Raw genomic sequence first — 24,152 nt, forward strand, 5'->3', positions numbered from 1 at the left:
TGCCATCTTTTTCACTATTACCAATTTATGCTAAAAACAAACAAAAAAATGCACGAATTGCTTCGCGCATTAAAATAAAACATCTTCTTCGTATAAAAATTCATAGGACAAATCAATAAATAAAAAATGTTCATCGTCAATTGGAAAGGAAAATGTTCGTACCATCTCTCCTGTTTCTATATCTGCATATAAATCAGAGAGTCTTGCTTTATTTTCAAATCTCATTTTCATTATATTTTCTAAAAAATACGGACGCCAGCTCCAATTTTTCATATAATACTCTGGCATAACAATCCATTCACCATCTTTTTTCATAATGTTTCCTGATTGCTGAAAGCCGTCTTCATTACAAATAAAGATTCGAAAACTATAATGCGATACATGTTGACTAAAATGCAATAACCAATCATTAACGTCTTCATTCTTTTTCTGCTTAGATAAAACATTCCCAACTTGATTACGCAATGTTTCCGTTAATTGATAAATTTTTTGTAGTTTTTTCTTTTCATGTTGAATAAATTGATGACATTCATTACCAAGACGTTCTTTTAAAATATCCGCTTCAATAAAATCAGGTAAACATTTTTTTAAATAATCCCCTTGATAATATCTTCCACCATTTTTCCAAGCGTATTGCAGTTGGTAAAAAGCATCAATTTCTTCATATAATAATGTCGCACCAATTCTTCTTGCTAATAAAGACAAAGAATATAAAATATCTTGATAAGATTGTAAAAGTGCAGTTTGTCTTAAATTCGTTAAGTCCACCTTTAAAATATCAGGTGCCAGCACACTAATTCGTTCTAGATTACTCGTACCTGTCCCTACTTTATTAATTGAAATTTGAATGCCATATGTACGGTAATACATAAGTAAGTGATTAAATTGTTCTATATCTTCCTTACAATCATGCTCTGTTATTTCTAAAACGATATTCCCTAAGTTCAATCCTTTTTTTTCATACATTAACAGCAAATGAAGTAAACTTTCATCTTCATCATTCATTAATATGTTCGCACCCCGATGTATAAACAATAAAAATTTTTGATCTGTTTCCAAGTAACGTTCTAATGCTTTTTCTACTATGACATTATCCGCCTCTAGTTGAAATTCACCTGGAATGGAATCATCATGAAAAAAAGAAGAAAGACTTTGTATCCCTTCTTCCGTTTGGATACGTCCTACTACCTCATATCCAATTACTGTATGCTCATCAGCACTAAAAATAGCTTGATAATAAGGAAGGACTTTATCTAAATTACTCATCACATCTAATGCATCTACCAAAATGTTTCCCTCCCTTTACTTTTCAAAAATTATAACACGGTATGTATAGAAAAATAATAAAAAATCCCTTCAGTTTTCCTGAAGGGATTAGAGGGGTAAAATGCTAAGGGGAATTAGCAATTCTACTATGAAGAAAAAAGAGGTCTTAAATATACCTTATAAAAAACCTGTTGTAAACACTTTTCTTTCATATGTCACAAATCCGTCACATTTTACCTCATATTCATGGGCAGTAATCCCCACGTTTCACTTTATATAATCCCTTTAAAATGGATACTGATGCAAATGCTGTCCACCATCCATTGTCATACACGTTCCATTTATGTACGCTGCCTCATCAGAGCATAAATAAAAAGCTAAACCCGCAATTTCTTCTGGCGTACCAAGCCGACCAAGCGGGACGCTTTGCAGTGTACGATTGGCTGCCTCTTCTGAAATCCATAATTTATCCGCACCACCTGTTCGTTCAATTGGTCCAGGAGCAATTGCATTGACGCGAATACCATATTTACGCCCCCACTCAACAGCGAGCGTTTTTGTCATTGCCAACACACCTGCTTTCGCCGCAGCAGAATGAATGACACCCGGTCCTGCATCCCATGCATACGTTGCTACCATATTAATGATATTTCCTTTTATGCCCTTCTCAATCCAATACTTCCCTACTGCTTGACTACAATAAAAAGTTCCGTTAAGCACAATATTAATAACCGCATTCCAACCATTAATCGATAAATCCTCCGCAGGACAAATAAAATTACCTGCTGCATTATTTACTAAAATATCAATGCGTCCAAATTTTTCATCAACATATTCAATCATATTTTTTATATCTTCTATATTTCGAACATCCATTTGTACTGTCAATACTTGTCCTGAAAATTGCTCAATCTCCTTTTTCGCTTCTTCCAGCTTTTCTTGTGTACGCCCTGTAATAACAACGCGTGCTCCTTCCTTTGCAAAACGAGCTGCCATCCCTTTTCCCATTCCGCTTGAACCACCTGTTATAATCGCTACTTTTTCTTTCAAAATTTCCCCTCCCTAAAAATGAATACACATTCATTTTACCACTTTATTTCATAGAAATCTTTATATTTTTAAATTTTTCTGATATCTTTAGATAAGTAAATCACTTTCATTGCCATATTTCTTATAATCTATATAAATCCATTTTGGTTTTTCGACATATAATCCACTGCTATGCAGAACAAAAAGTGACCCGCACTGGTTTTCTCTCTTTGTTTTCACTTAGCATGGGGCAGGAAAAAAATCTGACTGCCTCTATGCATGGCCGGATGCTCTCTCCCACCTAAAGATTAGGTTTTTGTCGGTTTTTCAATTTGTATTTATATATACTACTTTTCGATATCTCAAAATATAATTCTAGAACAAGAAATAAACGGAAAGGAGAGCCAAGTGACCTATAATGATTTGCCTGTATATCTTATAAACTTCCTTTTGTATACTATAGGTTCGCTCATATTCCTATGAAACAAATAACGAGAAGAAACTTTATAAAAACAGGAATACGCACTTGTCTCTATACTTGTATTACAGCTGGTCTCGGTTATTACTATGCAAAATATATAGAGCCGAACTTTCTTTCTTTCACACATCATACCCTTCGTTCTCCACTTATTCCCAAAAACTTTCACGGTATGAAAATCGTCCAATTTAGTGATTTACATTTAGGATACTATTTTTCTCTCCAGCACCTTTCAACAATCGTTTCAAAAATAAATAGTGCTGCGCCTGATATTGTCCTTTTTACTGGTGATTTAATCGATGACTACCAAACATATAGCGAAACTCCCTTTGTTTCTTCAATTTTGCGAAATATTCGTGCACCCTTTGGTAAATTTGCAATCTATGGAAACCATGATCATGGTGGGTATGGAACCGAATACTATAGTCAAATTATGAGTGATGCAGGTTTTGAAGTATTACAAAATACCGAAAAACGTATTCGTTTATTCGATAATAGTGAAATTTCTATTTTCGGAATCGATGACATGCTTCTTGGTAAACCAGAAATCGAGGTAACATTACACCATGTGCAAAAAGAGCTATATACAATTGTGCTTGTACATGAACCTGATATAGCACCTAAAATTGCAAACTTCCCAGTAAACCTCCAACTTTCTGGACATAGTCATGGTGGACAAGTACAACTTCCCTTTTTAGGAGCGATCATTACCCCAGCACTAGCAAAACATTACATTGAGGGATTTTATCATATTCAAGAATTACTCCTTTATGTAAATCGCGGTCTTGGAAGGACACGTGTTCCATTTCGTTTTTTGTCCAGGCCTGAAATTACAGTATTCACCCTTCAGCACCTGTAACCTATAATTGCCTATTTTCTCATATATCCTTTCTTGTACTCGCTCATCCATGCTTTTTCACCATATGATAACAATGAGTCCAATAAAGGAGGTTTTTACATGTACCCATATCCTCAGCCCTATCTAGTTCGTTCAGGACCCATTGGCCCAGTAAGTGACTCACGCTTCTTACCCTTCTTCGGTGTTCCATTCTTAGCAGGACTTGCTGGCGGCCTACTTGGCGGAGCATTAGCATTCGGTCCTAGACCATCTTACTATCCTCCATATCCGCCAACACCGTTTCCTTGTTACGGAGGGCCATGCCAGCCGTATTATTATTGATATAAACAAAAACTATGAAAAAGCCCCTTATTTATATAAGAGGCTTTTTTCATTCATTTCTATTAATTGAAATTTTATTTGATCATTTTTCTATATGAATCCATTTTGATTTTCCAATATATAATCCGCTACTATACAGAACAAAAAGTGATCTGCATTCGTTTTCTCTCTTTGTTTTACCGTTGCACGGAGCAGGAAGTGGGATTGACCGCTCCTATGCATACCTGGATGCTCTCTCCCACCTAAAAAAAGGAGTTATGTCGTTTTTTTCAATTTGTATTCATATATAATATCCTTATAATCTTAGTACTAGGTACTTACTCATAAGTTATTATTAACTATTTCATATATACAAAACATTACTCTACATCAGTATTTTGATAAGCCATCTTAAATAATTTCACTTGGCTATCAATCTCTTGCGAACTATTATTGATTACATAATAGTATTCACCATCTTTGTTTTGTTCACGCGTTTTTACATTATCTGCTAAAACAAGCTGTAATATTGTTTATTCTTGCCTTCATTTCAAGGCCTAGAATTGGAAAAGATATTTCTACTCGCTTTTCCATATTCCTTGTCATCCAGTCAGCGGAAGATAAATAAATTTTTTCATCTCCATTATGATGGAAATAATAGATACGGCTGTGTTCTAAGTAGCGCCCAACGAGACTAATCACCCTAATATTTTCACTTACATTTTGAATACCAGGGCGTAAGCAACATGTTCCTCTCACGATAAGTTCCACCTTCACTCCAGCCTGTGATGCCTCATACAACTTTTGAATCAACGGTTTATCTGTTAATGAATTCATCTTAGCAATAATGTGTCCATTACCATATTGCTTATGATAGCGAATCTCTTCATCTATTAGCTCCATAAATTGCTGGCGTATATCAAAAGGAGCCACTGACAAATGATGAAAATGAGGTTTCGTTGTATAACCGCTCAAATAATTAAAGAAATTTGTTGCATCTACTCCAAAATCTTTCCGGGATGTAATATAGCCAAAATCTGTATATAGCTTTGCAGTCGCATCATTATAGTTTCCTGTCCCTAAATGTACAAATCTTTCAATTTTTCCGTTTTTTCTTCGTACAACAAGTGTAATTTTACTATGTGTTTTCAAATGACTTACACCATAAATAACGTGGCAACCCGCTTGTTCAAGTTCCTTTGCCCAATGGACATTATTTTCTTCATCAAAACGAGCCTTTAATTCAACAAGCACTGTTACTTGTTTCCCCTTCTCCGCTGCGGTCTTTAATGCCTGAATAATCGGAGAATCTCCACTTACACGATATAACGTTTGTTTTATAGCCAGCACATTCGGGTCATCTGCCGCATCACGCACAAAATCAACAACTGGCTGAAAAGATTCAAATGGATGATGCAATAAAATATCGTGCTCAATTGCTTTCTCAAATACATCTTCTTCATCGTCTAAATCTTGAGGCGGTTGCGGAATAAGAGCTGGATAAACAAGATGTTCATATAAAGGTGCTAATTTTTTGTATAAGGAAAATAAACATGTTAAATCTAATGGTCCCTCCATCATATATACATCTTCATCCTTTACCTCTAACACTTCATATAATAAAGCTAAAACTCTTTCATCTACTTGTTCTTTTCCAATTTCTAAACGAACAGCCGTCCCCCACTTACGTTTTTTTAACTCTTTTTCAATTACTTTCAATAAATCACGTGCACCCTCTTCATGTATTGTCAAATCCGCATTACGCGTAATACGAAAACGAGTGACCGAGGATACTTTATATCCTGTAAATAATTTATGAGTAAAACTACTAATTACGTCTTCTAATAAAATAAATTTATGTTTTTGATCTTCACTTGGCAAAAAAATAAAACGCTCGAGTAATGAAGGTACTTGGACAATACCAAGCTTTGTTCTGTTCTCTTCCTCTACCTGTTTCTCATCATAGAGAATAGTAGCTAAGTTTAAACTTTTATTTAAAAGCATCGGAAACGGACGATATGCATCTATCGCTACAGGTGTTAAGACTGGGAAAATTTGTTCGTCAAAATATTCTTCAATAAACTCACGTTGCTCTTTCGTTAAATCTTGAAATGTTAACGGCTCAATACCTTCCATTCCAAGCGCTGGCAGCACAGTATTTTTAAATGTATTATACTGAACTGTCATCAATTCATGAGCTTTCGTAGCAATTTTATTTAGCTGCTGTTTTGGTGTTAATCCAGCCTTATTTTCTGGTTGATTGAAGCCCGCTTTTACTTGATCTTTTAATCCAGCAACACGTACCATAAAAAATTCATCCAAATTTGAACTAAAAATACTAATAAACTTTAATCTTTCTAAAAGTGGATTACTTTCATCTTGTGCCTCTTGTAACACACGTTCATTAAAAGCAAGCCAGCTTAATTCACGGTTATTATAGTAAGCAGTATCATTCAAATTTACAGAGCTTTCCTTCATCAATTCCAATTCCCCTCACACTTCCCTTGAAACTTTTTCAATATAATTTAGTTACATTTATTGTAACAAATTCCAATTTATCGAAGTGTAAAACTTCTGTAAAGACATCCGTACAACTTAATATTCCTCTTCAAATATTAAATCAATATTCATCTTCAATACTTTTTCTAACTGCTTTTTCTGCTTTTCTGCTTGTACCTTTTCTGCTAAAGCTGATTGTTTACAAACAATGTGGAATACAAGCTTCTCTTTATTTTTTTCCACGTTAATCTTTTCAATAAGCGCCCTTTGTCTCACATTTAAAGCAGCTGAAAATTGTAAAACTGCCCCTAACAATCGAATTTTTTTCTGTTCACTCTTATCAAACCAACCTTCAAATGGTGTTAAGTGCTGTTTAAATAGCATTTTCGACTTATAAGATGCGATGAGTGCAAGTCTAATACGTTCTTTATGTATCATGCCGTCGATTGTTTTATTCGCCAATAAATAGAATGTATGCAGACGGCTTGCTTCTGTATCTATGTATTTCCCGATATTAAATACTTTGGCAGCTTGATAAAATATACCCCAATCTTTTTCTGAAAAAGAAATAATTTCAGACTCTTCAAGTTGTGTACAAATTAACGTTCCTTGCTTAATAAGTTGAACGACAAATTTCATATCCATTTCATATTCATAGGACAATAAGTGTAAACTTTCCTCTACTACATTTGGATAATAAGAAATACCTAATTTTTTTGTAAGTTCCTCATAGAAAACACCTTCTCGTAACCCTTTTCTGCTTAATACAAATGATGGGGCTTGTATAATATTTGTTAGCATATAAAATACTTCTATCGCTGGAATAATTGTATCAGCTCGATCTTTTGCTAACCCATCTAACTTCTGTAATTCTGTAAAAGAAAGACTTTCTAGTTCCTCTCTCACATCCCTTATATCTGCTTCCTTCATTTTATATAAATGCAAACCTGCTATCGGATAAGAAATTGCATTTTGATGAATTTTCACCATATTTCGAGCACTCCCACCTATAGCAATAAGGGGTAGTCTTTTTTCCTTTAACCAAGGTAACGTTTGAAATTGATACCATAGATATCTTCTTAATTCTTCTAATTCTTCTGTGGTTGGTGTCTCACGATGAATAAATTGTTGTTTTAAAGAAAGCGCTCCAAAAGGAAAGCTATAATATTCTACAATTTCTCGGTCCCGAAAATATGTAACCTCTGTACTTCCCCCACCTATGTCGACAGTAACTCCTTCTGTAAAAGAAGTTGAATTCATCACAGCTAAGTAACCATAGCGTGCTTCTTCATATTGAGATAATACCCTAAGCACAAAATCAGTTTTTCCTTCTACAAGTTTTTTTATTTCTTCTTGATTCTTTGCTTGTCTAATTGTTGCTGTCGCAACACAAAGCACATTATGTAATCCGTGAAACCTTGTACTTTCTTGAAATTGAAGTAATGTTTGCAGCAGTATATCCATCCCTTCTTGTATTAACACACCATCTATTAGATAATTTCTTAATCGTGCAACAACCTTTGTATTTTCAACTTCCTTATAAAAGCCTCCATTTTGTTTTTCATAAATCACCAATCGCATTGTATTTGAACCAATATCAATAATGGCATATTGCTGTTTCAATATATCTTTCACACTTCTCACTCTTTCATTATCAAATTTCTAGAAATCATTCCTATCACTATTATACAAAATAGTTGTTTTTTGTAACAATATTGCTTTAATATTGAAAATGTATACAATCATTTTTTGTATATAATAAAAACTACTTTTATTTATGCTATAATATTGAAAAACTAGAAAGGGGTCCCACTATGAAACCTTCACAACCACAGTCTCAATCACACAAACAATATTCTATTGATCAATTAGCTCAATCTATTTTCATTGTGAACCGGCATGCCAAAGCTGCTACAAATCCTAAATATTTATATTGGTTGAAAAAGATTGCTTTAGAACGTTTAATTAGTGAAAAGAAAGCAATAAAAGAAGGATTACATTTCTCTAGGAATCCACGTTTTAGTCAGCAACAATCAGATGTTCTCGTTCGGTTAGGTGACTATTTTTTCCATATCCCTCCTACAAAAGATGATTTCAGTACTCTCCCACATCTCGGTAGCCTTGAATCTTCCTATAGAAACCCCAAAACAACTCTTTCTTTAGCAGTGGCAAAAAAAACGCTTCAAGATTTTATTGGGCCGGAAGCGCTAAAACAGGAAAAAAAATTAAGCGAACCAATTCCTTGGTATCGGCGTACGTATACAAAGAAATAAAGCAGGCTTGGCCATAATGGCCAACCTGCTTTATTTCTTCTCTTCTTTTATTTTAATGTTCGCTTGTTTATAAAATGCTACTTTTTCTGTATTATATGATTTTGTATATTCGTTGAACTTATCTTTTTCAGCATCAATATCTTTATAAGATTGGTTCACCGTTTTTACTTTCTCACTAATATCTTTTAATTTTGCTCCTTTATCTTGAAGCATTGTGAATAATTCTTTTTCTAACTTTAATGATTTACTATAGTTGTCATACATCTTCTTAAAAGACTCATATCGTTTTTCGTAAGTATTCTTTACTTTGTCTGCTTGTTCTTTTAACTTACCATTCTCGATTTTTTTCACATATTTATCAACCGATTTCACTTCTTCTTGTGCTTTGTTTAATGCTTCTTTTTCTTTATCAATTACTTTTCCACGTTCTGCTGTATTTTTCATTGCTTGATCTAATTTTTCTTTCGCAGCTTGATTATTATCTTTTCCTTCTTGCACGATTTGACCGTATAATGTTTGGCCTTCTTTTTCTAATGCCTCTAATTTTTTCGCGTCTTCAAACATTGGCTTTTCTTGCTTCGCAGCATTTTCAAATGCTACATATAATTCCTCTTCTGGTTTTGGTCCGAAACAACCAGCTAATAATGTCATAGATAAAGCCGCTACAATTGCTATTTTATTATATTTCAACTTTTTTTCCTCCTACTTATATACGATCATCATGCCAAAAATTTAATGGAAAATGAGCAGCTTCTTCATACACTTCAAACTCATACCCTTTTTTACGAAGATCATCAATAATTGTTTGCAATGCTTGTACAGTTTGTTTTTTTTCATGCATTAAAATGACTTCACGTTCTTGTTTAGCCCCTGAAATGACATTTTGTACTACACCATTCGGATTCCCTGGTAATTTCCAATCTAAAGAATCAATAGTCCAGTCCCATTCTTTCATATTTACTGTTGCCATTTGGTCCCGCAATGCTTGATTAAGCCCTGGCATACTTCCGTACGGGCAACGAACAAGCTTAGGTTCCATCCCTGTAACATCTTTCACAATTTTCTGCGCTTGTTTCATCTCTTCTACAAACTGTCCTTGTTTATACAGTTTGGCATAATCATGTGTCATGCTATGAACACCTGGATAATGTCCTTCCTTTACTAAACGTTTCACACTCTCTGTATGAGAAGGGATGTTTCCACCAATCATGAAAAATGTTCCTTTTATTTCATTTTTCTTTAAGATATCTAAAATTTCTTTTTGAAATTCACTCGGCCCATCATCAAAAGTTAAGTATGCCACTTTATGTACTTCCCCATTAAATTTCACCGGTGCTTTTTTATCCAACTCAACTTTTACCTGTTCACTAGCAAGCTGGATTGGGTTTACCTGAGTGGCTACAGCTCTTGCAGGTGATGTAAAGGATTGAAATATGAAAAACCCCGCCGCGATAGCACTAATTGCAATAGCAATTATAACTAGCCACCTGATCAAAGGTGATCGTCGGCTCCTCACGTCTATCATTCTACCATTCCCCTTCTCTCTTTCTATCAATCTTTTCTTGTTCATTTTACACAGTGTAAAGGTTTACTTGCAACAATTTACAAATATTCTTTTTGTTCCCTCAAAAGGAAAAGTGTAGAGATTGTTTTCCCTACACTTTTAAATAAAAAAACATTGTGCAAAATGTATTGACACATCCATTACAATTATATGATGTTTAAATCTATTTTTAAAGACTTTTGTTACAAAAAATCATTTTTTTGTAACAAAAGAGATGAAATTGTTACGAAAAAACTTTTATAATTCTCTATTTTTTTAATCTCTATGTTATACGATTGAGTTCTCACTTTATTTCATAGCTCTTCTAATGATTTTCGCTCTCCTGGATAAGTTACCGTCTAAAATAATAACTGAATACCTTTTATATAATATAAATTATAAGTAAAGCAAAAAGGATTGAGCATCTATACATCTTGCATTACTAATCATACTGTATGCTTCTATATCAATAATATTTTTTTACAAAACAAAAATGTACGTATTTTTCGTACATTTTCTCTCTTAAACTTGTATTCATTTTCTTTTCTATTTCATATATATAGTATATATCTATTTTGATTTTCCAACATATAAATCGATGCTATGAAGAACGAAAAGTGACCGCTACTTGTTTTCTCTCTTTGTTTTAACTTGGCATGGGGCAGGAAAAGGGTCTGCATGGCCAGATGCTCTCTACCACCTAAAAAAAGGTTTTATGTCGGTCTTTCAATTTGTATTTATAATATATATATCCATTACCGAAAGGAGAAAAAGATGTTACAAAGAGAAAATATTTCAGACGTCATTCGTTTTTTAGCCGGATTTCTCTTATCATTAAAACTATTATTTGAATCATTCGGGCTTTCTTTTATTACAAATGACCAAATTGATGCTATCATAAATGTTGCTTCTTTCTTATTTATTTTATACTTCGGATATAAAAATAACTATGTAGGAAAAAAAGGCCTGGAACAAAAAGAATTACTAAAGAAGCATAATTTGCATTAAAAAAGGAACCCACTTCCCGGGGCTCCTTTTTATTGTTGTATCAATATTGCTTCTTTTGTTTGAAGTGGTCCATATAATCGGCCCTTCTGCTGAAATGTGTATGTAGCACGTAACGAAATATGAGACGGGATTTGTATACGTGATGCTTTCACCTGACAGATTAATTGAGCTTTTTCACCTGGTAGTAATTCATCAATCCTCCACCTTACAAGTTGGAATAAAAACTCTCCCGTCCCTTTACTCGTTTGTAATGTATTAGGGATATATGCAAAATGATCACGAATCATATGACTAACGATTACGCAAGAAATTTCTTCGCTTCCTATGTTTTCAACTTCTAATTGAATAAAAAGAATTTCATGTACATCATAAACAACTTCTTGTGAAAAACACTTTTCTTTTTTACTGCGAATTTGTAATGTTACCGCTACATTTGGATTAGACTGTTTGCTCGTAACTTCTTTAGAACCACCTTCCATCCACATAACAGGTTGTAAAGACAACGGAAACAATTCTTTATCTAGACTTATTTCCCACATTTTCACAATCACAATTCACCTCATTCCAGATGGTATTATCTGTACAAATTTATTCTGCTCTCCTAAATAATAAACTACCCTTCTCCAATTCGTTCACCTTAAAACATTCCCCTATTTATTCCAATAAAAATACACGTCTTCAACATTTTTATCTTTCTTCTTTATCTTATTCGACGACGTGATTAAAAAACCATTTTAAATAGCTATACACTCCTTCATTCGCTAGATTCCTTTTGTTTCTTCAATATTAAAAGCTATAAAGTGAAACTTTAATTCAGTAGAGATTTTCTTCATCCCCCACTGATTATTAGCTCTCACCTAACCTCTGAGCTTTCGCTAAATCTTGAGGTGGGAATATTACTGCCCCAAAATAGCGGGATAAAATAAAAAAATTTGCCTTTTAGTCAAATTTGACTATAATATGATTTATGCTTTCTATTCTTTATGGCACTATCTTCTCTTATAAAAGGAATAGTGAAATTATAGTCATACATAAAGACATGCTAAAGTACGAACTACTAATAAGATTTTCCTACAGAACAGTTGATCTTATATAAAAGGAGGGGTATGTTTGCAAGAACAAGCATCTCAAAACAAAGTAAGTAAAACAAAGTTTGTTGTTGCCGGATTGTTACTTGGTATTTTAATGGCAGCAATGGATAATACAATCGTTGCCACTGCCATGGCGACAATTGTTGGAGACCTAGGAGGATTTGATAAATTTGTTTGGGTCACATCAGCTTATATGGTAGCAACAATGGCAGGGATGCCGATTTTTGGGAAATTATCTGATATGTATGGACGTAAACGTTTTTATATCGGTGGATTGCTTCTCTTTTTGCTTGGTTCTATTCTTTGCGGTACAGCAGCAAGTATTGAACAGTTAAGTATCTATAGAGCGATTCAAGGAATTGGTGGCGGCGCTTTAATGCCAATTGCATTCACAATCATGTATGATATATTCCCGCCGGAAAAACGAGGGAAAATGACTGGACTATTTGGAGCAGTTTTTGGAACATCAAGCGTATTCGGTCCTTTATTAGGGGCTTATATTACTGATTATATAAGTTGGCACTGGGTCTTTTATATCAATATTCCATTAGGGCTTATTTCCTTCTTCTTCATCTCGAAGTACTACAAAGAATCTCTACAATATAGAAAACAAAAAATCGATTGGGCTGGTGCCATTACACTTGTAATAAGCATTGTTTGCTTAATGTTTGCTCTAGAACTTGGTGGTAAGGAATATGCTTGGAATTCTAATATGATTCTTGGCTTATTTGCTACTTTTGCTATTATGCTTATTATCTTCTTCTTCGTAGAAAGACGAGCAACAGAGCCAATTATTTCTTTCCATTTATTTAAAAAGCGCTTATTTGCAGCGAGCCAAGGTGTTGCCTTTTTCTATGGAGCAACTTTTATTATTTGTACAGTTTACATTCCAATCTTTGTCCAAGGCGTTCTTGGCGGTTCAGCATCTAATGCAGGATTAATTTTAACACCAATGATGGTCGGTTCTGTAGTCGGAAGTCAAGTAGGTGGACAATTGGCGTCTCGAACAAGTTACCGTAACATTATGATCGTATCTGGAATTTTCTTTGTACTTGGGATTTATTCACTTGGCACATTAACACTAGAAACATCACGTACACTCGTAACAACCTTTATGATTCTAACTGGGCTTGGAGTTGGCTTCTCATTCTCTATTTTAAGTATGTCTTCTATTCACAATTTAGAAATGAGAGATCGCGGCTCTGCTACATCAACAAACTCTTTCTTCCGTTCTCTTGGAATGACTCTTGGTGTGACAATTTTCGGTACGATTCAAAATCAGATTTTCACTGATAAATTAAAAGCTGTTTTCCCTCCAGAATTAGAAAAAATGGTACCAACAGGTGGAGACACAAGCTTTTTATTGTCACCACATGCTACTGAAAAAATTCCACCTCAAATATTGGATGGAATTAAACAAGCACTTGGGACATCTATTGCCGATACATTTTGCTGGGCGCTTATCCCAGCTGTTCTAAGTATTATCTGTATTATACTGATGGGTAAAGAACGTCTCTTAACGGGAACAAAGAAAAAACAGAAACAGGTAAGTTAATACACACCAAAATGAAACGGTATATCTCTTTCGATAAAGAGATATACCGTTTATAATATGTATAAAGTTTATATTACAGGAGTTGAGACAGCGTGAGCATGAAATTAGTCATTCTCGGCTTGCTACTCGAAGGAGATAAACATCCATATGAAGTGCAGCATATAATGAAAGAACGACAAATGAATTGTTATATTAAATACGCAAAAGGATCCCTCTATTACGCCTTTGAACAATTGGAGAAACAAGGGGCAATTGCGGTTACAAATGTTGTACGAGATACCAATCGACCAGATAAGACAATTTTCCATATAACTGAAACTGGAAGAGAATTTTTCCATACACTGCTTTTAAAGCAATTCGAGGCAAAAAACCAAATATATAAACCAATCTATTCAGCACTATCCTTCTCTCACTTTGGTGATGAAAAAACAATCATTCCTATTTTAGAAAAAAAGAGAGATGACACAATTCAATATTTACATACGATGCAATCCATATACGAACATAGCAAGGAAAATGTTCCGCGTGCACAGCTTTATATTTTCAACAGTGTTATTGAACATATTACTGTTGAATTACGTTGGTTAAATGAACTCCATAAAGATGCAAGTGCTGGTCGCCTTTCAGAAATAGGAATGAATGTAAATTGACACTTTATCAGTGGGGATTTTCCTCACTGATCATTCTCCCTACCATCCACCGCCTTATGCTCTTTATTATTTCTTCTCTCTTATTTAGACATAAATCCTCATCATTCATGTTGAAAACAAACATAGAACCTTTGATTCCATCCCATTTATAAAATCATAATTTTCATAATGGTGAAAATTATGTTTTTATAAATATTCTTATTTTAAAACAGTAGACAAAATTCAAAAAATTATGTTAGAATTTGTTTCAATATCATATTCGCTTGTTAAATTCCTTTCAAAAGGAAAATAGGTACACGACATTTCTGAGTTCGTGTTGAAAAGGGAAGTTTGGTGAAATTCCAACGCGGTCCCGCCACTGTAAGTGCAGAGACTTCTTTTCTATACCACTGTGAAAACGGGAAGGTGAAAGAAGTCATATGAAGCATAAGCCAGGAGACCTGCCTATTTTAACAACACTGATAGACTCACGGATGATGATTAGGTGTTATGAACGAGAAGAGAGGGCTATTTTCTGTACCTTTATACTTTTCGTTACATGCATTTCCGAGTAAACGGAAATGCTTACTTTCAATTAGGGAGGAATTTTAAATGGCAATTCAAACAAGTAATTTAGGGTATCCACGAATTGGGTTACACAGAGAATGGAAAAAAACGTTGGAAGCTTTTTGGTCAAATAAGATTGATGAGCAGCAATTTTCAACAACAATGAAAGAAATTCTTCTTCAACATGTGAAAGCTCAGCAAGAAAAAGGAATCAATTTAGTTCCAATTGGCGACTTTACATATTATGATCATGTGCTGGACACAGCCTACATGCTTGGCTTTATTCCATCTCGTTTTTCAGAGTGCACTTCTTATCTTGATGTATATTTTGCAATGGCACGTGGCTCTAAAGATCACGTGGCTTCCGAAATGACAAAATGGTTTAACACAAACTATCATTATATTGTTCCAGAATATGAAGAAGGATTGGAGATTTCTTTAAAAGACAATCGACCACTTCGCTTATACGAAGAAGCAAAACAAGAATTAGGCGTTGATGGAAAACCAGTTATATTAGGACCTTATACATTCTTAAAATTAGCAAAAGGATATAAACAAGAGCAATTTGCTACTATTTTAAATCAACTAGTTGCTCCTTATGTACAGCTATTAACTGAATTACACGAAGCTGGTGCAAAACTCATCCAAATTGATGAACCAATTTTTGCATCTTTAACAAAAGAAGAAATAGTAGAGGCGAAAGAACTTTACGCGACAATTCGTAAAAGCGTTCCAAATGCAATTCTTATCTTACAAACTTATTTTGATAGTGTAGAAGAGAACTATGAAGAAATTATTACATTCCCTGTATCCGGCATTGGATTGGACTTTGTTCACGGTAAAGAAGGTAATGTAAACACAGTTTTAGAGTATGGATTCCCATCCGATAAAATTTTAGCAGTCGGTTGTATAGATGGCCGTAACATTTGGAGAGCTGATCTTGACGAAGTCCTTTCTTTATTTAAAACATTACAAGGTCACATTACACCGAAAGAGTGGATCGTTCAGCCTTCATGTAGCTTATTACATACTCCAATTGATAAAACGGAAGAAACACACTTATCAACAGAACTATTTGATGCCCTTGCATTTGCAAATCAAAAATTAGAAGAACTTACACTTATTAAACGCGCGCTTTCTGAGGGTGCAGAAAGTGTTAGTACGGAATTAGCTACTTACCGTAGCGCTCATGAAGCAATTCGATCTTCAGCTGCACGTAATCGTGAAGATGTACAAACAGCAAGAGCAACTCTTAAAGAAGAAGATTTCTCTCGTCCTCTTCCATTTGAACAACGTTATGCTTTGCAACAAGAAGCATTACAGTTACCGCTACTTCCAACAACAACAATCGGTAGCTTCCCGCAAACTACTGAAGTTCGTCAAACGCGTAAACAATGGCGAAGCGGTGACATTACAAATGAACAATATGAACAATTTATTGAAAAAGAAACTGAAAAATGGATTCGATATCAAGAAGAAATCGGCCTTGATGTGCTCGTTCATGGTGAATTTGAGCGAACTGATATGGTAGAATACTTTGGCGAAAGACTTGCTGGTTTCTCTTTCACTAAGAATGGTTGGGTTCAATCATACGGTTCCCGCTGTGTAAAACCACCTGTAATCTATGGTGATGTTGCCTTTATTAATGGGATGACAATTAAAGAAACCGCATATGCCCAGGGCCTTACAGATAAAGTTGTAAAAGGCATGTTAACAGGTCCTGTGACCATTCTAAACTGGTCATTCGTTCGGAATGATATTTCACGAAAAGAAGTTTCTTACCAAATCGCATTAGCACTTCGTCATGAAATTAAATTGCTTGAATCTTCCGGTATCCGTGTTATTCAAGTCGATGAACCAGCACTTCGCGAAGGAATGCCGCTAAAAGAAAAAGATTGGAACACATATATTACATGGGCTGTTCAATCATTCCTTCTAGCAACTTCTTCTGTAGCGAATGAAACACAAATTCACACACATATGTGTTACAGTAACTTCGAAGATATCGTAGATGCAATTCGTGCATTAGATGCCGATGTTATTTCTATCGAAACATCAAGAAGTCATGGTGAATTCATTCATACATTAGAACATACAACATATGAAAAAGGGATTGGTTTAGGAGTTTATGATATTCATAGCCCTCGTGTTCCAAGTAAAAATGAAATGTATACAATTGTAGAACAATCCTTAAAAGTATGTGATCCAAAATACTTCTGGATTAACCCAGACTGTGGTTTAAAAACAAGAAGAACAGAAGAAGTTATACCTGCTTTAGAGCATATGGTTCAAGCTGCTAAAGAGGCCCGCTCTCTTCTAAAAACAAACGCATAAGGAAATAAGAGTGTCCTTTAAAAGGATACCCTTATTCTATATTTCAACTAGCGTTCATCGCCAATAACAAGGTGGTACAAATAAAAATAAAATGAACTTCCTGACAATTACGCTAATTTATTCACATCATCAATTCCTAGTTCTTCTATATAAAGAAACACAAATAGAATAACCAAACTTAATCCGCACGATGTTGAAAAGCAGCCGATCCAATAAATGATAAGATTACGCCGCAAACTTGGCGTATATTTACACCTTCTTCCGTTCTTCATTGTAACGAAGTTTAAAAGAAAAAGCCACGATACCGTGGCCTTTTTTTTACTCTTTCTTTTCAAAAAACAATTCATATTGTATCTTGTACAATTCATCATCTGTTGGTTCCTCAAGCGGTATTGCTTGTAGTACCAACAGATAATCACCTTTTGGAATTGAAATGGGAAATTTGTCAGAAAGAATACTCCTTACAAAAACTCCTTCGTCCCCCACCCTAAAAGGGACTGATATCGTTCTCATTGTCTCTTCTTTCTCAATACGCTTCCCAACTGTTGCTTTGATTTCACACGTATAATCAGAAAGTGCCTCAAAAATAATTACTCCTTCTGCTTCAGCGTATCCCCTCTCAAAATCTTCATTCGTCCAGTCTACATAAGGCTGTTCCCCATCATAATTCATCACGATTAATTGTGAGTAGGAAATTGTTAATTCCACAAGCACCATTCCCTTCTACTACTTAACCTCAAACTTCACACGTGTCCCATCTGGGTACTTATCTAGCTTATTTCCCACCCATGAACCTGCGCCTCTATTATCAGCAGGGTTAATATATTCAATATGCGCATCTTTTCCACCTTCTTTGCACATTGCCATTGGCCATTCATCACGATCGTACCCTTTTTTTGCTGGATATGGAGCTAGAGACAACTTTCTTCTATCAGCTGCACCACTTCGATCAATCGTACATACTTTAGAATGCCCTTCTTTAATCGCATCTGCTATATGTTTCCCCGTCTCTGGATAACGTTCTTTTGGAAATTCTAGAACTTGATCATATGTAACTTCTTTCTTACTCTTTGGTTCTGTTGGTATAAACGCTTCATAGACAGCAACTAAAATAGAAAGAATAGCAATAATCGAAATGATAATGCCTTTTAATTGTTTCATATATGTACCTCCGTTTTTCGACCCAATTTCTTTTCCTAGGCTATTATAACAAACTTCCTCCATATATGTTTTCAGACATTATTTTATCCCTTCCTCCCCTTTACGCCAAAAACATTCATTTTTATGCAACTTTTTGCTAATCATGTAGAAAACTTCTAGACTTCCGACATTCTTTTTCAAAGGAAGTCTAAATAAAAGATGGAATTTGTATATACGATACTTTTTGGGGAGGAAATGTTATGGAGGCGACATATAAAACGAAGGATGTTACAAATAAAACAGGAATCCCGAAACATATAGTTCGAAAATATAGTCAACTTTTAGAACAACATGGTTATATGATTGCAAAAACTGCTGATGCTCGTATATATAAAATGGATGATATGAAGCTTTTAAAATCAATTCACGAACGAGCAGCCACTTTACAAGAAGATATTACAGAAACAATTCCTATCATTTTAAAAGAAAAAGACAGTCCACCTGTACCGATGTTAAAACAAAATCAAGAAGTACATGCGAAAGAAGAAGACCGAAACTTTGAAGAATTCATGTTAAAACTTGAGATGCTCGCCCAATTAAACGAAGCAATTATTCATCAAAACTCTACCTTAATTACACAAAACCGCTTAAAAGATGAAAAACTAGATGAATTAATGCAACAAGTTTATGTAAAAGAAGGTACACAAGAAGAAATGCTGCAAGAGCTTATTGATCACGCAGCTCAAACAGATGCCCTACAAAAAGAAAAAATGGACTTATTGATGAATCATATGTATAAGCGTGAATCAAAGCAAGAAGAAAAAATGAACAAGCTTGTCAATCACGTTTACAATAAAGACAACAATCGAGATGCACAGCTTATGCAAGTCATTCGTGAAATTCAAGAAACAAAACGACTAATCGCCGCCTCAAAGGAGCAAAGCTTATTTCAATCATTTAAAAATTTATTTATTCGAGTCAAACCAGAAAAAACAAATGAATAAAACCTTCATCGTTAGCTTTTCATCATCCAAGGTAGAAGCTTTACAAGCCTTTCATTTTCACGTATATAAATCTATTTTAGTTTTACGACATATAAGTCGCTCACGCGAAGCAGAAAAAGTAACCGTTAGTTGTTTTCTCTTTCTATTTTTACTTGGCATGGGGCAGGAAAAGGCTCTGACCGCTTCTATGCATGGCTGGATCCTCTCTCCCAACTAAAACGAAGGAGTTTATGTCGTTTTTTCAACTTGAATTTATATAGATAAATAAAAAAGTTACCTTATATCGGTAACTTTTATTCCTTATTTCTAACTGCTGGTAATGTAATAATTGCTTCCGTTCCTTTTCCACTCTCGCTTTTATATTCCAGCGTACCATTATGTGCTTGTAAAATACTAAAGGTAACCATAAGCCCTAGACCCGTTCCTTTTTCTTTTAATGAATAATACGGTTGTCCAAGCCTTGCTAGCTGTTCTTTCGTCATTCCAACGCCACTATCTTTTACTCGCACTATAATCACATCATCTTTTTGAATGGCGGTTACTTTTAAATACCCTTTGTTTTCTTGAATCGCTTCAATTCCATTTTTAACGATATTCATAATCGCTTGCTTTAACTTTGTCTTATCACCAATCGTATAAAGGCTCTCAGAAATTTCAACTTGTAAATAAACGCCTTGCATAGCCGCAAATGAAGACATTAAAGTAGTCATTTCTATGAGCTGCGCTGATAAACATATATGTTCCTTTTTTTCAATTTGCGGTCTAGCTAAATTTAAGTAATCCGAAATAATTTGTTCGGCCCGATCAAGCTCAGCTAGTACAAGACGCATATAGTCCTTATTCTTCATATCTTCTGTACTCTCTAATAGCTGAATAAACCCTCGAACAACTGTGAGGGGATTTCGCACCTCATGTGCTACACTTGCCGCTAGCTCGCTTATAATGTTTAACTTTTCAGATTTTTGCATTTCTGTACGTAACAATGCATTTTCATTTAAATACTCTGTTAAATACACTTGAAATACCATTGTCATAACCATAATAAAGGAAGCAAATATGTATCCACTATACAAATGCGACATAGGTGGCGTAAAGCCTACTCTCAGTAAAATCCCAAACATACTACACACTAAACCGACAAGAACATACAAAGATGAAATAATAAAGGCCACAATAAGTTTTTTTTCTCTCGGAAAAACAGACCACTTTTTTGATAGCAGGAAAGGAATGATTGCAAGACATAAAACTTCTATTATCCGAAACCACTGTAAACCATTCAAAAACCATTCGTATACAATAAAAATACAAGCTGGGATAATCCCTACAATCCCACCATACAAAAAAGCACTCATAATCGGAATCGCATGGAAATTGTAACTACAAGCATCGACAAAACAAATCGGATACGTCATAGAGAGAACAAGCGTAATACTAGATAAGAACATAATAAAGTAGCGATTGGGCTTTGGAAGCATATCTTGATAACGGTTTAGACGAATCGCTTCATATAAAAACAGTGGCAAAATAATGATCGCGACTTGGATCATTAAGTCACGAATTAGCTCCATAGCCTCTCATCCCCTATATGTATTTTGATATGATTATATCATTTTACAGTTTCTTTTGTTTTAAAATTTAGATTTTTCTTAACATATTTGTAAATTATTTGTGAATAAACGTTAAGAAATGTTACAACTTTCCGAAATGATTGTAAACCCTGTACCAAACTACCATGATGCAGTATACAATGAATACGGGTTAACAAATAAAATAAAACATAGTCCAATAAACAGACAACCATAATAACATACAGCATATAATCCATACTATCTACGTGTACAAAGAAGTGATTATTATTTTAGTAGGAGGATGATAACTATGACAGGAACTACGCTTGTTTTAAAAGAGGAGAATTTGGTCGTTCTCGAAAATGTGGATAAATCAGTATACGAAGAATTGCAAGACAAAGCTGGGGAAGAAAATTGCACATGCGCTGTGAATGAATCTGTGGTACACCTTGGAAAAGTTTCTTCAGTTCTTTGGAATGAAGATGAAATAGATTGGGAATATGGGTATTAAAAAGTCGCTTTAAGCGGCTTTTTTTTTTGCGCTCCAAAGCGAAAATATAAAATTTATGATAAAATAAAAGAAATTTTGTAAACGGAAGAAAGGGAGACAAAATGGAACAATTCATTAATCCTAGAGTGAAGGATATCCAAATTTCCGGTATTCGTCAATTCTCTAATATGATTCAAAACTATGATAATCTCATTTCTTTAACAATTGGACAACCTGATTTTCCAACTCATTCTTTAGTCAAAGAAGCTGCTAAACGAGCGATTACAGAAAACTATACGAGCTATACACACAACGCCGGCCTATTAGAATTACGCAATGCAGCTTGTCATTTTCTAAAGGAAAATTACGATTTACACTATTCACCTGAAAACGAAACCATCGTTACAATCGGTGCTAGTGAAGCGATCGATGTTACATTTCGTACTATTTTAGAACCTGGAACAGAAGTTATTTTACCAGCTCCTATTTATCCAGGCTATGAACCCATTATTAGACTGTGCGGGGCAATCCCTGTGTTTGTAGATGTTCGTGAAACTGGATTTCGATTAACAGCAGAAGCGATTCAAAATGCAATTACAGATCAAACAAGATGCATCGTTTTACCTTATCCTTCTAATCCGACTGGTGTTACACTGTCAAAAGAAGAACTAACAGATATTGTATCTGTTTTAAAAGATAAAAACATTTTCGTTCTTTCTGATGAAATTTATAGTGAGCTTGTATATGAAGATAGTCATACATCCATCGCTCATTTTCCAGAAATGCGTAATAAAACAATCGTCATTAATGGACTATCAAAATCACATTCAATGACAGGCTGGCGCATCGGTCTTTTATTTGCTCCAAGCTATTTAACAGGGCATATTTTGAAAGTTCATCAATACAACGTTACATGTGCAACTTCAATCGCACAATACGCTGCAATCGAAGCGTTAACAGCAGCAAAAGATGCACCGCGAATGATGCGTCATCAATATAAAAAACGCCGTGATTACGTATACAACAGACTGATTCAAATGGGCTTAACTGTTGAGAAACCAACTGGTGCCTTTTATTTATTCCCATACGTTGGAAATCTTACATCCTCATCATTTGATTTTGCCATTGATCTTGTTAAAGAAGCTAGACTCGCTGTTGTTCCAGGAACAGCATTTTCAGAGTATGGTGAAGGGTATATTCGTCTTTCATACGCTTATAGTATGGAAACACTAAAAGAAGGCTGCGATCGTTTAGAAGAATTTTTAAAACAAAAAGCTAAGAGATAACACTCTTAGCTTTTTACGCATAATGATCACAAGTTTGGCGCTTCAGTAATTTATGCGGAATAATAATGCATTTTGAAGTGGACTCGGAATGCTCCACCTTATCAACTAACGCTTTTGCAGCCTCATACCCTAATTGATAAATATTCACATCAACAGTTGTAAGCGGCGGGCTCGCAATTTCAGATAATAAAGCATTATTAAAGCTCACGATTGAAACATTTTTTGGTACAGCAAGCCCTTTTTTGGCAAGCGCACTTAACACCCCAAGACCGATTAAATCATCTGTTGCCATAATTGCCGTCGGCGGCTTTTCAAGTCCCATTAACTCTTCTACAGCCTGCTGACCACCCTCTCTTGAAAAATCAAAATGTAAAATATATTCATCTGGCAACATAATGTCAGCTAGTTTTAAAGCATCGCTCATTCCAGCTAAACGATCTTTCGTAACAAGTAAATCAGAACCACCGCCAATAAACGCTATCTGTTTATGGCCAAGTGAAATTAAGTATTCCGCTACTTCTCTTGCAGCTGTATAGTTATCGTTATCTACATATGTAATTTCATCTTTTCTTTCGTATGGTTTTCCAATTAAAACAAATGGGAAATTTTGTTCATGTAAATATTGAATAATACGATCGTTCTCACGTGAATAAAGAAGAATAATTCCGCCGATTTGACGACCCTGTACCATCTTCACAACGCCATTAAAAATCTCCTCTTCTGTTTCACCAGTTGACATATACAACGCATAACCTTCGACATGTGCAAACGAGCTAATCCCTCGAATTACTTCTGGGAAAAATGGATTTTGAAATGCTTTACTTGCAGAACTCGGCATAACAAGACCGATTGTTTTTGTTGTTTGATTCGCAAGGCTTCTCGCATTTAAATTTGGATGATACCCTAGTTCACTCATTACTTTACGGACACGGCGCTTTGTTTTTTCACTTATACTTGGATTATCAGCAATTACACGAGACACAGTGGAAGGCGCAACATTTGCCTTTTTCGCTACATCTTTAATTGTAACTGTCATAAAATCTCCTCCTCTCTTCTAATTCTTCATTCATATCTATTTTTATCCTGCAGTTCTACAGGTAGTAGGAGAAAACGAAAGCCGCCATTACTTTATTTCATTCCTCAAAAAATTATATTAATGTAAACTAATATTCTCCCTCTTCATGTATTGTAAGGGATACAAGCTTATTTTCCTATACTATAATATACTATTTT

Annotated in this window: 20 protein-coding genes, 1 pseudogene and 1 riboswitch; of the genes and pseudogenes, 10 read left to right on the forward strand and 11 right to left on the reverse strand. The window is 34.7% G+C overall.

What is annotated here, in order from left to right; genetic code table 11:
- Positions 1 to 69: 69 nt before the first annotated feature.
- Entirely contained in the window at positions 70 to 1,287 is a 1,218-nt protein-coding gene (locus JDS96_RS16185) for an EAL domain-containing protein (protein WP_003199920.1), read from the reverse strand.
- Positions 1,288 to 1,551: 264 nt separating this feature from the next.
- Positions 1,552 to 2,316, reverse strand: coding sequence for a 2,4-dienoyl-CoA reductase (gene fadH / locus JDS96_RS16190; protein WP_003199919.1), 765 nt, complete (start codon positions 2,314 to 2,316; stop codon positions 1,552 to 1,554).
- A gap of 458 nt (positions 2,317 to 2,774) precedes the next feature.
- Between fadH and JDS96_RS16195 the strand changes: the two genes are divergently transcribed.
- Together JDS96_RS16195 and JDS96_RS16200 are read left to right on the forward strand one after the other, a co-directional pair.
- Positions 2,775 to 3,632 carry a metallophosphoesterase gene (locus JDS96_RS16195; RefSeq protein ID WP_006095819.1) on the forward strand — a complete coding sequence of 286 codons (858 nt, stop codon included), beginning with the start codon at positions 2,775 to 2,777 and terminating at the stop codon, positions 3,630 to 3,632.
- A gap of 99 nt (positions 3,633 to 3,731) precedes the next feature.
- On the forward strand, positions 3,732 to 3,953 hold the full coding sequence (locus JDS96_RS16200) for a hypothetical protein (RefSeq protein ID WP_003208297.1): 222 nt from the start codon (positions 3,732 to 3,734) through the stop codon (positions 3,951 to 3,953).
- 359 nt (positions 3,954 to 4,312) lie between these two features.
- Here JDS96_RS16200 and JDS96_RS16205 read toward each other — a convergent pair.
- Both JDS96_RS16205 and JDS96_RS16210 read right to left on the reverse strand, forming a co-directional pair.
- A pseudogene (locus tag JDS96_RS16205) lies at positions 4,313 to 6,419 on the reverse strand (RNA degradosome polyphosphate kinase).
- 108 nt (positions 6,420 to 6,527) lie between these two features.
- A complete protein-coding gene (locus JDS96_RS16210) occupies positions 6,528 to 8,066 on the reverse strand; it encodes a Ppx/GppA family phosphatase (RefSeq protein WP_199667378.1) in 1,539 nt (512 codons plus the stop codon).
- Positions 8,067 to 8,245: 179 nt separating this feature from the next.
- On the opposite strand from JDS96_RS16210, the gene JDS96_RS16215 reads away from it, so the two are divergent.
- The gene (locus JDS96_RS16215; RefSeq protein WP_018764794.1) at positions 8,246 to 8,704 is read left to right on the forward strand and encodes a YkyB family protein; all 459 of its coding nucleotides are present in this window, start codon (positions 8,246 to 8,248) and stop codon (positions 8,702 to 8,704) included.
- A 30-nt stretch (positions 8,705 to 8,734) separates the two neighbouring features.
- On the opposite strand, the gene JDS96_RS16220 is transcribed toward JDS96_RS16215, so the two are convergent.
- Complete coding sequence (locus tag JDS96_RS16220; RefSeq protein ID WP_050774439.1) at positions 8,735 to 9,355, reverse strand: YkyA family protein; 621 nt, start codon at positions 9,353 to 9,355, stop codon at positions 8,735 to 8,737.
- A 55-nt stretch (positions 9,356 to 9,410) separates the two neighbouring features.
- Positions 9,411 to 10,229: a peptidoglycan-N-acetylglucosamine deacetylase gene (locus JDS96_RS16225; RefSeq protein WP_199667380.1), complete on the reverse strand. Its 819-nt coding sequence runs from the start codon at positions 10,227 to 10,229 to the stop codon at positions 9,411 to 9,413.
- Positions 10,230 to 11,021: 792 nt separating this feature from the next.
- On the opposite strand from JDS96_RS16225, the gene JDS96_RS16230 reads away from it, so the two are divergent.
- Positions 11,022 to 11,255: a phage holin gene (locus JDS96_RS16230; protein ID WP_003199911.1), complete on the forward strand. Its 234-nt coding sequence runs from the start codon at positions 11,022 to 11,024 to the stop codon at positions 11,253 to 11,255.
- 29 nt (positions 11,256 to 11,284) lie between these two features.
- Here JDS96_RS16230 and JDS96_RS16235 read toward each other — a convergent pair whose 3' ends face one another.
- Positions 11,285 to 11,800: a hypothetical protein gene (locus JDS96_RS16235; RefSeq protein ID WP_199667404.1), complete on the reverse strand. Its 516-nt coding sequence runs from the start codon at positions 11,798 to 11,800 to the stop codon at positions 11,285 to 11,287.
- A gap of 565 nt (positions 11,801 to 12,365) precedes the next feature.
- Between JDS96_RS16235 and JDS96_RS16240 the strand changes: the two genes are divergently transcribed.
- The 3 genes from JDS96_RS16240 to metE all read left to right on the forward strand — a co-directional run bounded on the left by JDS96_RS16240 (position 12,366) and on the right by metE (position 17,431).
- Entirely contained in the window at positions 12,366 to 13,901 is a 1,536-nt protein-coding gene (locus JDS96_RS16240; protein WP_199667382.1) for an MDR family MFS transporter, read from the forward strand.
- Positions 13,902 to 13,993: 92 nt separating this feature from the next.
- Complete coding sequence (locus tag JDS96_RS16245) at positions 13,994 to 14,551, forward strand: PadR family transcriptional regulator (protein WP_199667383.1); 558 nt, start codon at positions 13,994 to 13,996, stop codon at positions 14,549 to 14,551.
- 273 nt (positions 14,552 to 14,824) lie between these two features.
- Positions 14,825 to 15,013: riboswitch (cobalamin riboswitch) on the forward strand.
- A gap of 129 nt (positions 15,014 to 15,142) precedes the next feature.
- On the forward strand, positions 15,143 to 17,431 hold the full coding sequence (gene metE / locus JDS96_RS16250; protein ID WP_199667384.1) for a 5-methyltetrahydropteroyltriglutamate--homocysteine S-methyltransferase: 2,289 nt from the start codon (positions 15,143 to 15,145) through the stop codon (positions 17,429 to 17,431).
- A gap of 318 nt (positions 17,432 to 17,749) precedes the next feature.
- On the opposite strand, the gene comJ is transcribed toward metE, so the two are convergent.
- Positions 17,750 to 18,139: a competence protein ComJ gene (gene comJ / locus JDS96_RS16255; RefSeq protein WP_098148787.1), complete on the reverse strand. Its 390-nt coding sequence runs from the start codon at positions 18,137 to 18,139 to the stop codon at positions 17,750 to 17,752.
- A gap of 18 nt (positions 18,140 to 18,157) precedes the next feature.
- Positions 18,158 to 18,592 carry a DNA-entry nuclease gene (gene nucA / locus JDS96_RS16260; protein WP_029426887.1) on the reverse strand — a complete coding sequence of 145 codons (435 nt, stop codon included), beginning with the start codon at positions 18,590 to 18,592 and terminating at the stop codon, positions 18,158 to 18,160.
- Between the two features lie 239 nt (positions 18,593 to 18,831).
- Between nucA and JDS96_RS16265 the strand changes: the two genes are divergently transcribed.
- On the forward strand, positions 18,832 to 19,575 hold the full coding sequence (locus JDS96_RS16265; RefSeq protein ID WP_003199901.1) for a DUF3967 domain-containing protein: 744 nt from the start codon (positions 18,832 to 18,834) through the stop codon (positions 19,573 to 19,575).
- A gap of 293 nt (positions 19,576 to 19,868) precedes the next feature.
- On the opposite strand, the gene JDS96_RS16270 is transcribed toward JDS96_RS16265, so the two are convergent.
- The gene (locus JDS96_RS16270) at positions 19,869 to 21,143 is read right to left on the reverse strand and encodes a sensor histidine kinase (RefSeq protein ID WP_199667386.1); all 1,275 of its coding nucleotides are present in this window, start codon (positions 21,141 to 21,143) and stop codon (positions 19,869 to 19,871) included.
- Between the two features lie 310 nt (positions 21,144 to 21,453).
- Between JDS96_RS16270 and JDS96_RS16275 the strand changes: the two genes are divergently transcribed.
- Together JDS96_RS16275 and JDS96_RS16280 are read left to right on the forward strand one after the other, a co-directional pair.
- Positions 21,454 to 21,654 (forward strand): hypothetical protein, encoded by a 201-nt coding sequence (locus tag JDS96_RS16275; protein ID WP_003199899.1) that lies wholly within the window; start codon positions 21,454 to 21,456, stop codon positions 21,652 to 21,654.
- 101 nt (positions 21,655 to 21,755) lie between these two features.
- A complete protein-coding gene (locus JDS96_RS16280) occupies positions 21,756 to 22,919 on the forward strand; it encodes an aminotransferase A (protein WP_199667388.1) in 1,164 nt (387 codons plus the stop codon).
- Between the two features lie 13 nt (positions 22,920 to 22,932).
- Here the strand turns inward: JDS96_RS16280 and malR are convergent, their stop codons facing one another.
- On the reverse strand, positions 22,933 to 23,955 hold the full coding sequence (malR, locus tag JDS96_RS16285) for a maltose operon transcriptional repressor MalR (RefSeq protein WP_003199897.1): 1,023 nt from the start codon (positions 23,953 to 23,955) through the stop codon (positions 22,933 to 22,935).
- Between the last annotated feature and the right edge of the window lie 197 nt (positions 23,956 to 24,152).

The organism is Bacillus cereus group sp. N21, from assembly GCF_016483395.1.
GTDB classification, from domain to species: domain Bacteria; phylum Bacillota; class Bacilli; order Bacillales; family Bacillaceae_G; genus Bacillus_A; species Bacillus_A pseudomycoides.

Bases quoted from the DNA above. Each gene is read 5' to 3' on its own strand.
- malR (WP_003199897.1), bottom strand. From the start codon at position 23,955: ATGACAGTTACAATTAAAGATGTAGCGAAAAAGGCAAATGTTGCGCCT.
- JDS96_RS16225 (WP_199667380.1), bottom strand. From the start codon at position 10,229: ATGATAGACGTGAGGAGCCGACGATCACCTTTGATCAGGTGGCTAGTT.
- JDS96_RS16265 (WP_003199901.1), top strand. From the start codon at position 18,832: ATGGAGGCGACATATAAAACGAAGGATGTTACAAATAAAACAGGAATC.
- JDS96_RS16230 (WP_003199911.1), top strand. From the start codon at position 11,022: ATGTTACAAAGAGAAAATATTTCAGACGTCATTCGTTTTTTAGCCGGA.
- JDS96_RS16270 (WP_199667386.1), bottom strand. From the start codon at position 21,143: ATGGAGCTAATTCGTGACTTAATGATCCAAGTCGCGATCATTATTTTG.
- JDS96_RS16280 (WP_199667388.1), top strand. From the start codon at position 21,756: ATGGAACAATTCATTAATCCTAGAGTGAAGGATATCCAAATTTCCGGT.
- JDS96_RS16220 (WP_050774439.1), bottom strand. From the start codon at position 9,355: ATGACATTATTAGCTGGTTGTTTCGGACCAAAACCAGAAGAGGAATTA.
- metE (WP_199667384.1), top strand. From the start codon at position 15,143: ATGGCAATTCAAACAAGTAATTTAGGGTATCCACGAATTGGGTTACAC.
- nucA (WP_029426887.1), bottom strand. From the start codon at position 18,592: ATGAAACAATTAAAAGGCATTATCATTTCGATTATTGCTATTCTTTCT.
- JDS96_RS16215 (WP_018764794.1), top strand. From the start codon at position 8,246: ATGAAACCTTCACAACCACAGTCTCAATCACACAAACAATATTCTATT.
- JDS96_RS16200 (WP_003208297.1), top strand. From the start codon at position 3,732: ATGTACCCATATCCTCAGCCCTATCTAGTTCGTTCAGGACCCATTGGC.
- JDS96_RS16195 (WP_006095819.1), top strand. From the start codon at position 2,775: ATGAAACAAATAACGAGAAGAAACTTTATAAAAACAGGAATACGCACT.
- JDS96_RS16275 (WP_003199899.1), top strand. From the start codon at position 21,454: ATGACAGGAACTACGCTTGTTTTAAAAGAGGAGAATTTGGTCGTTCTC.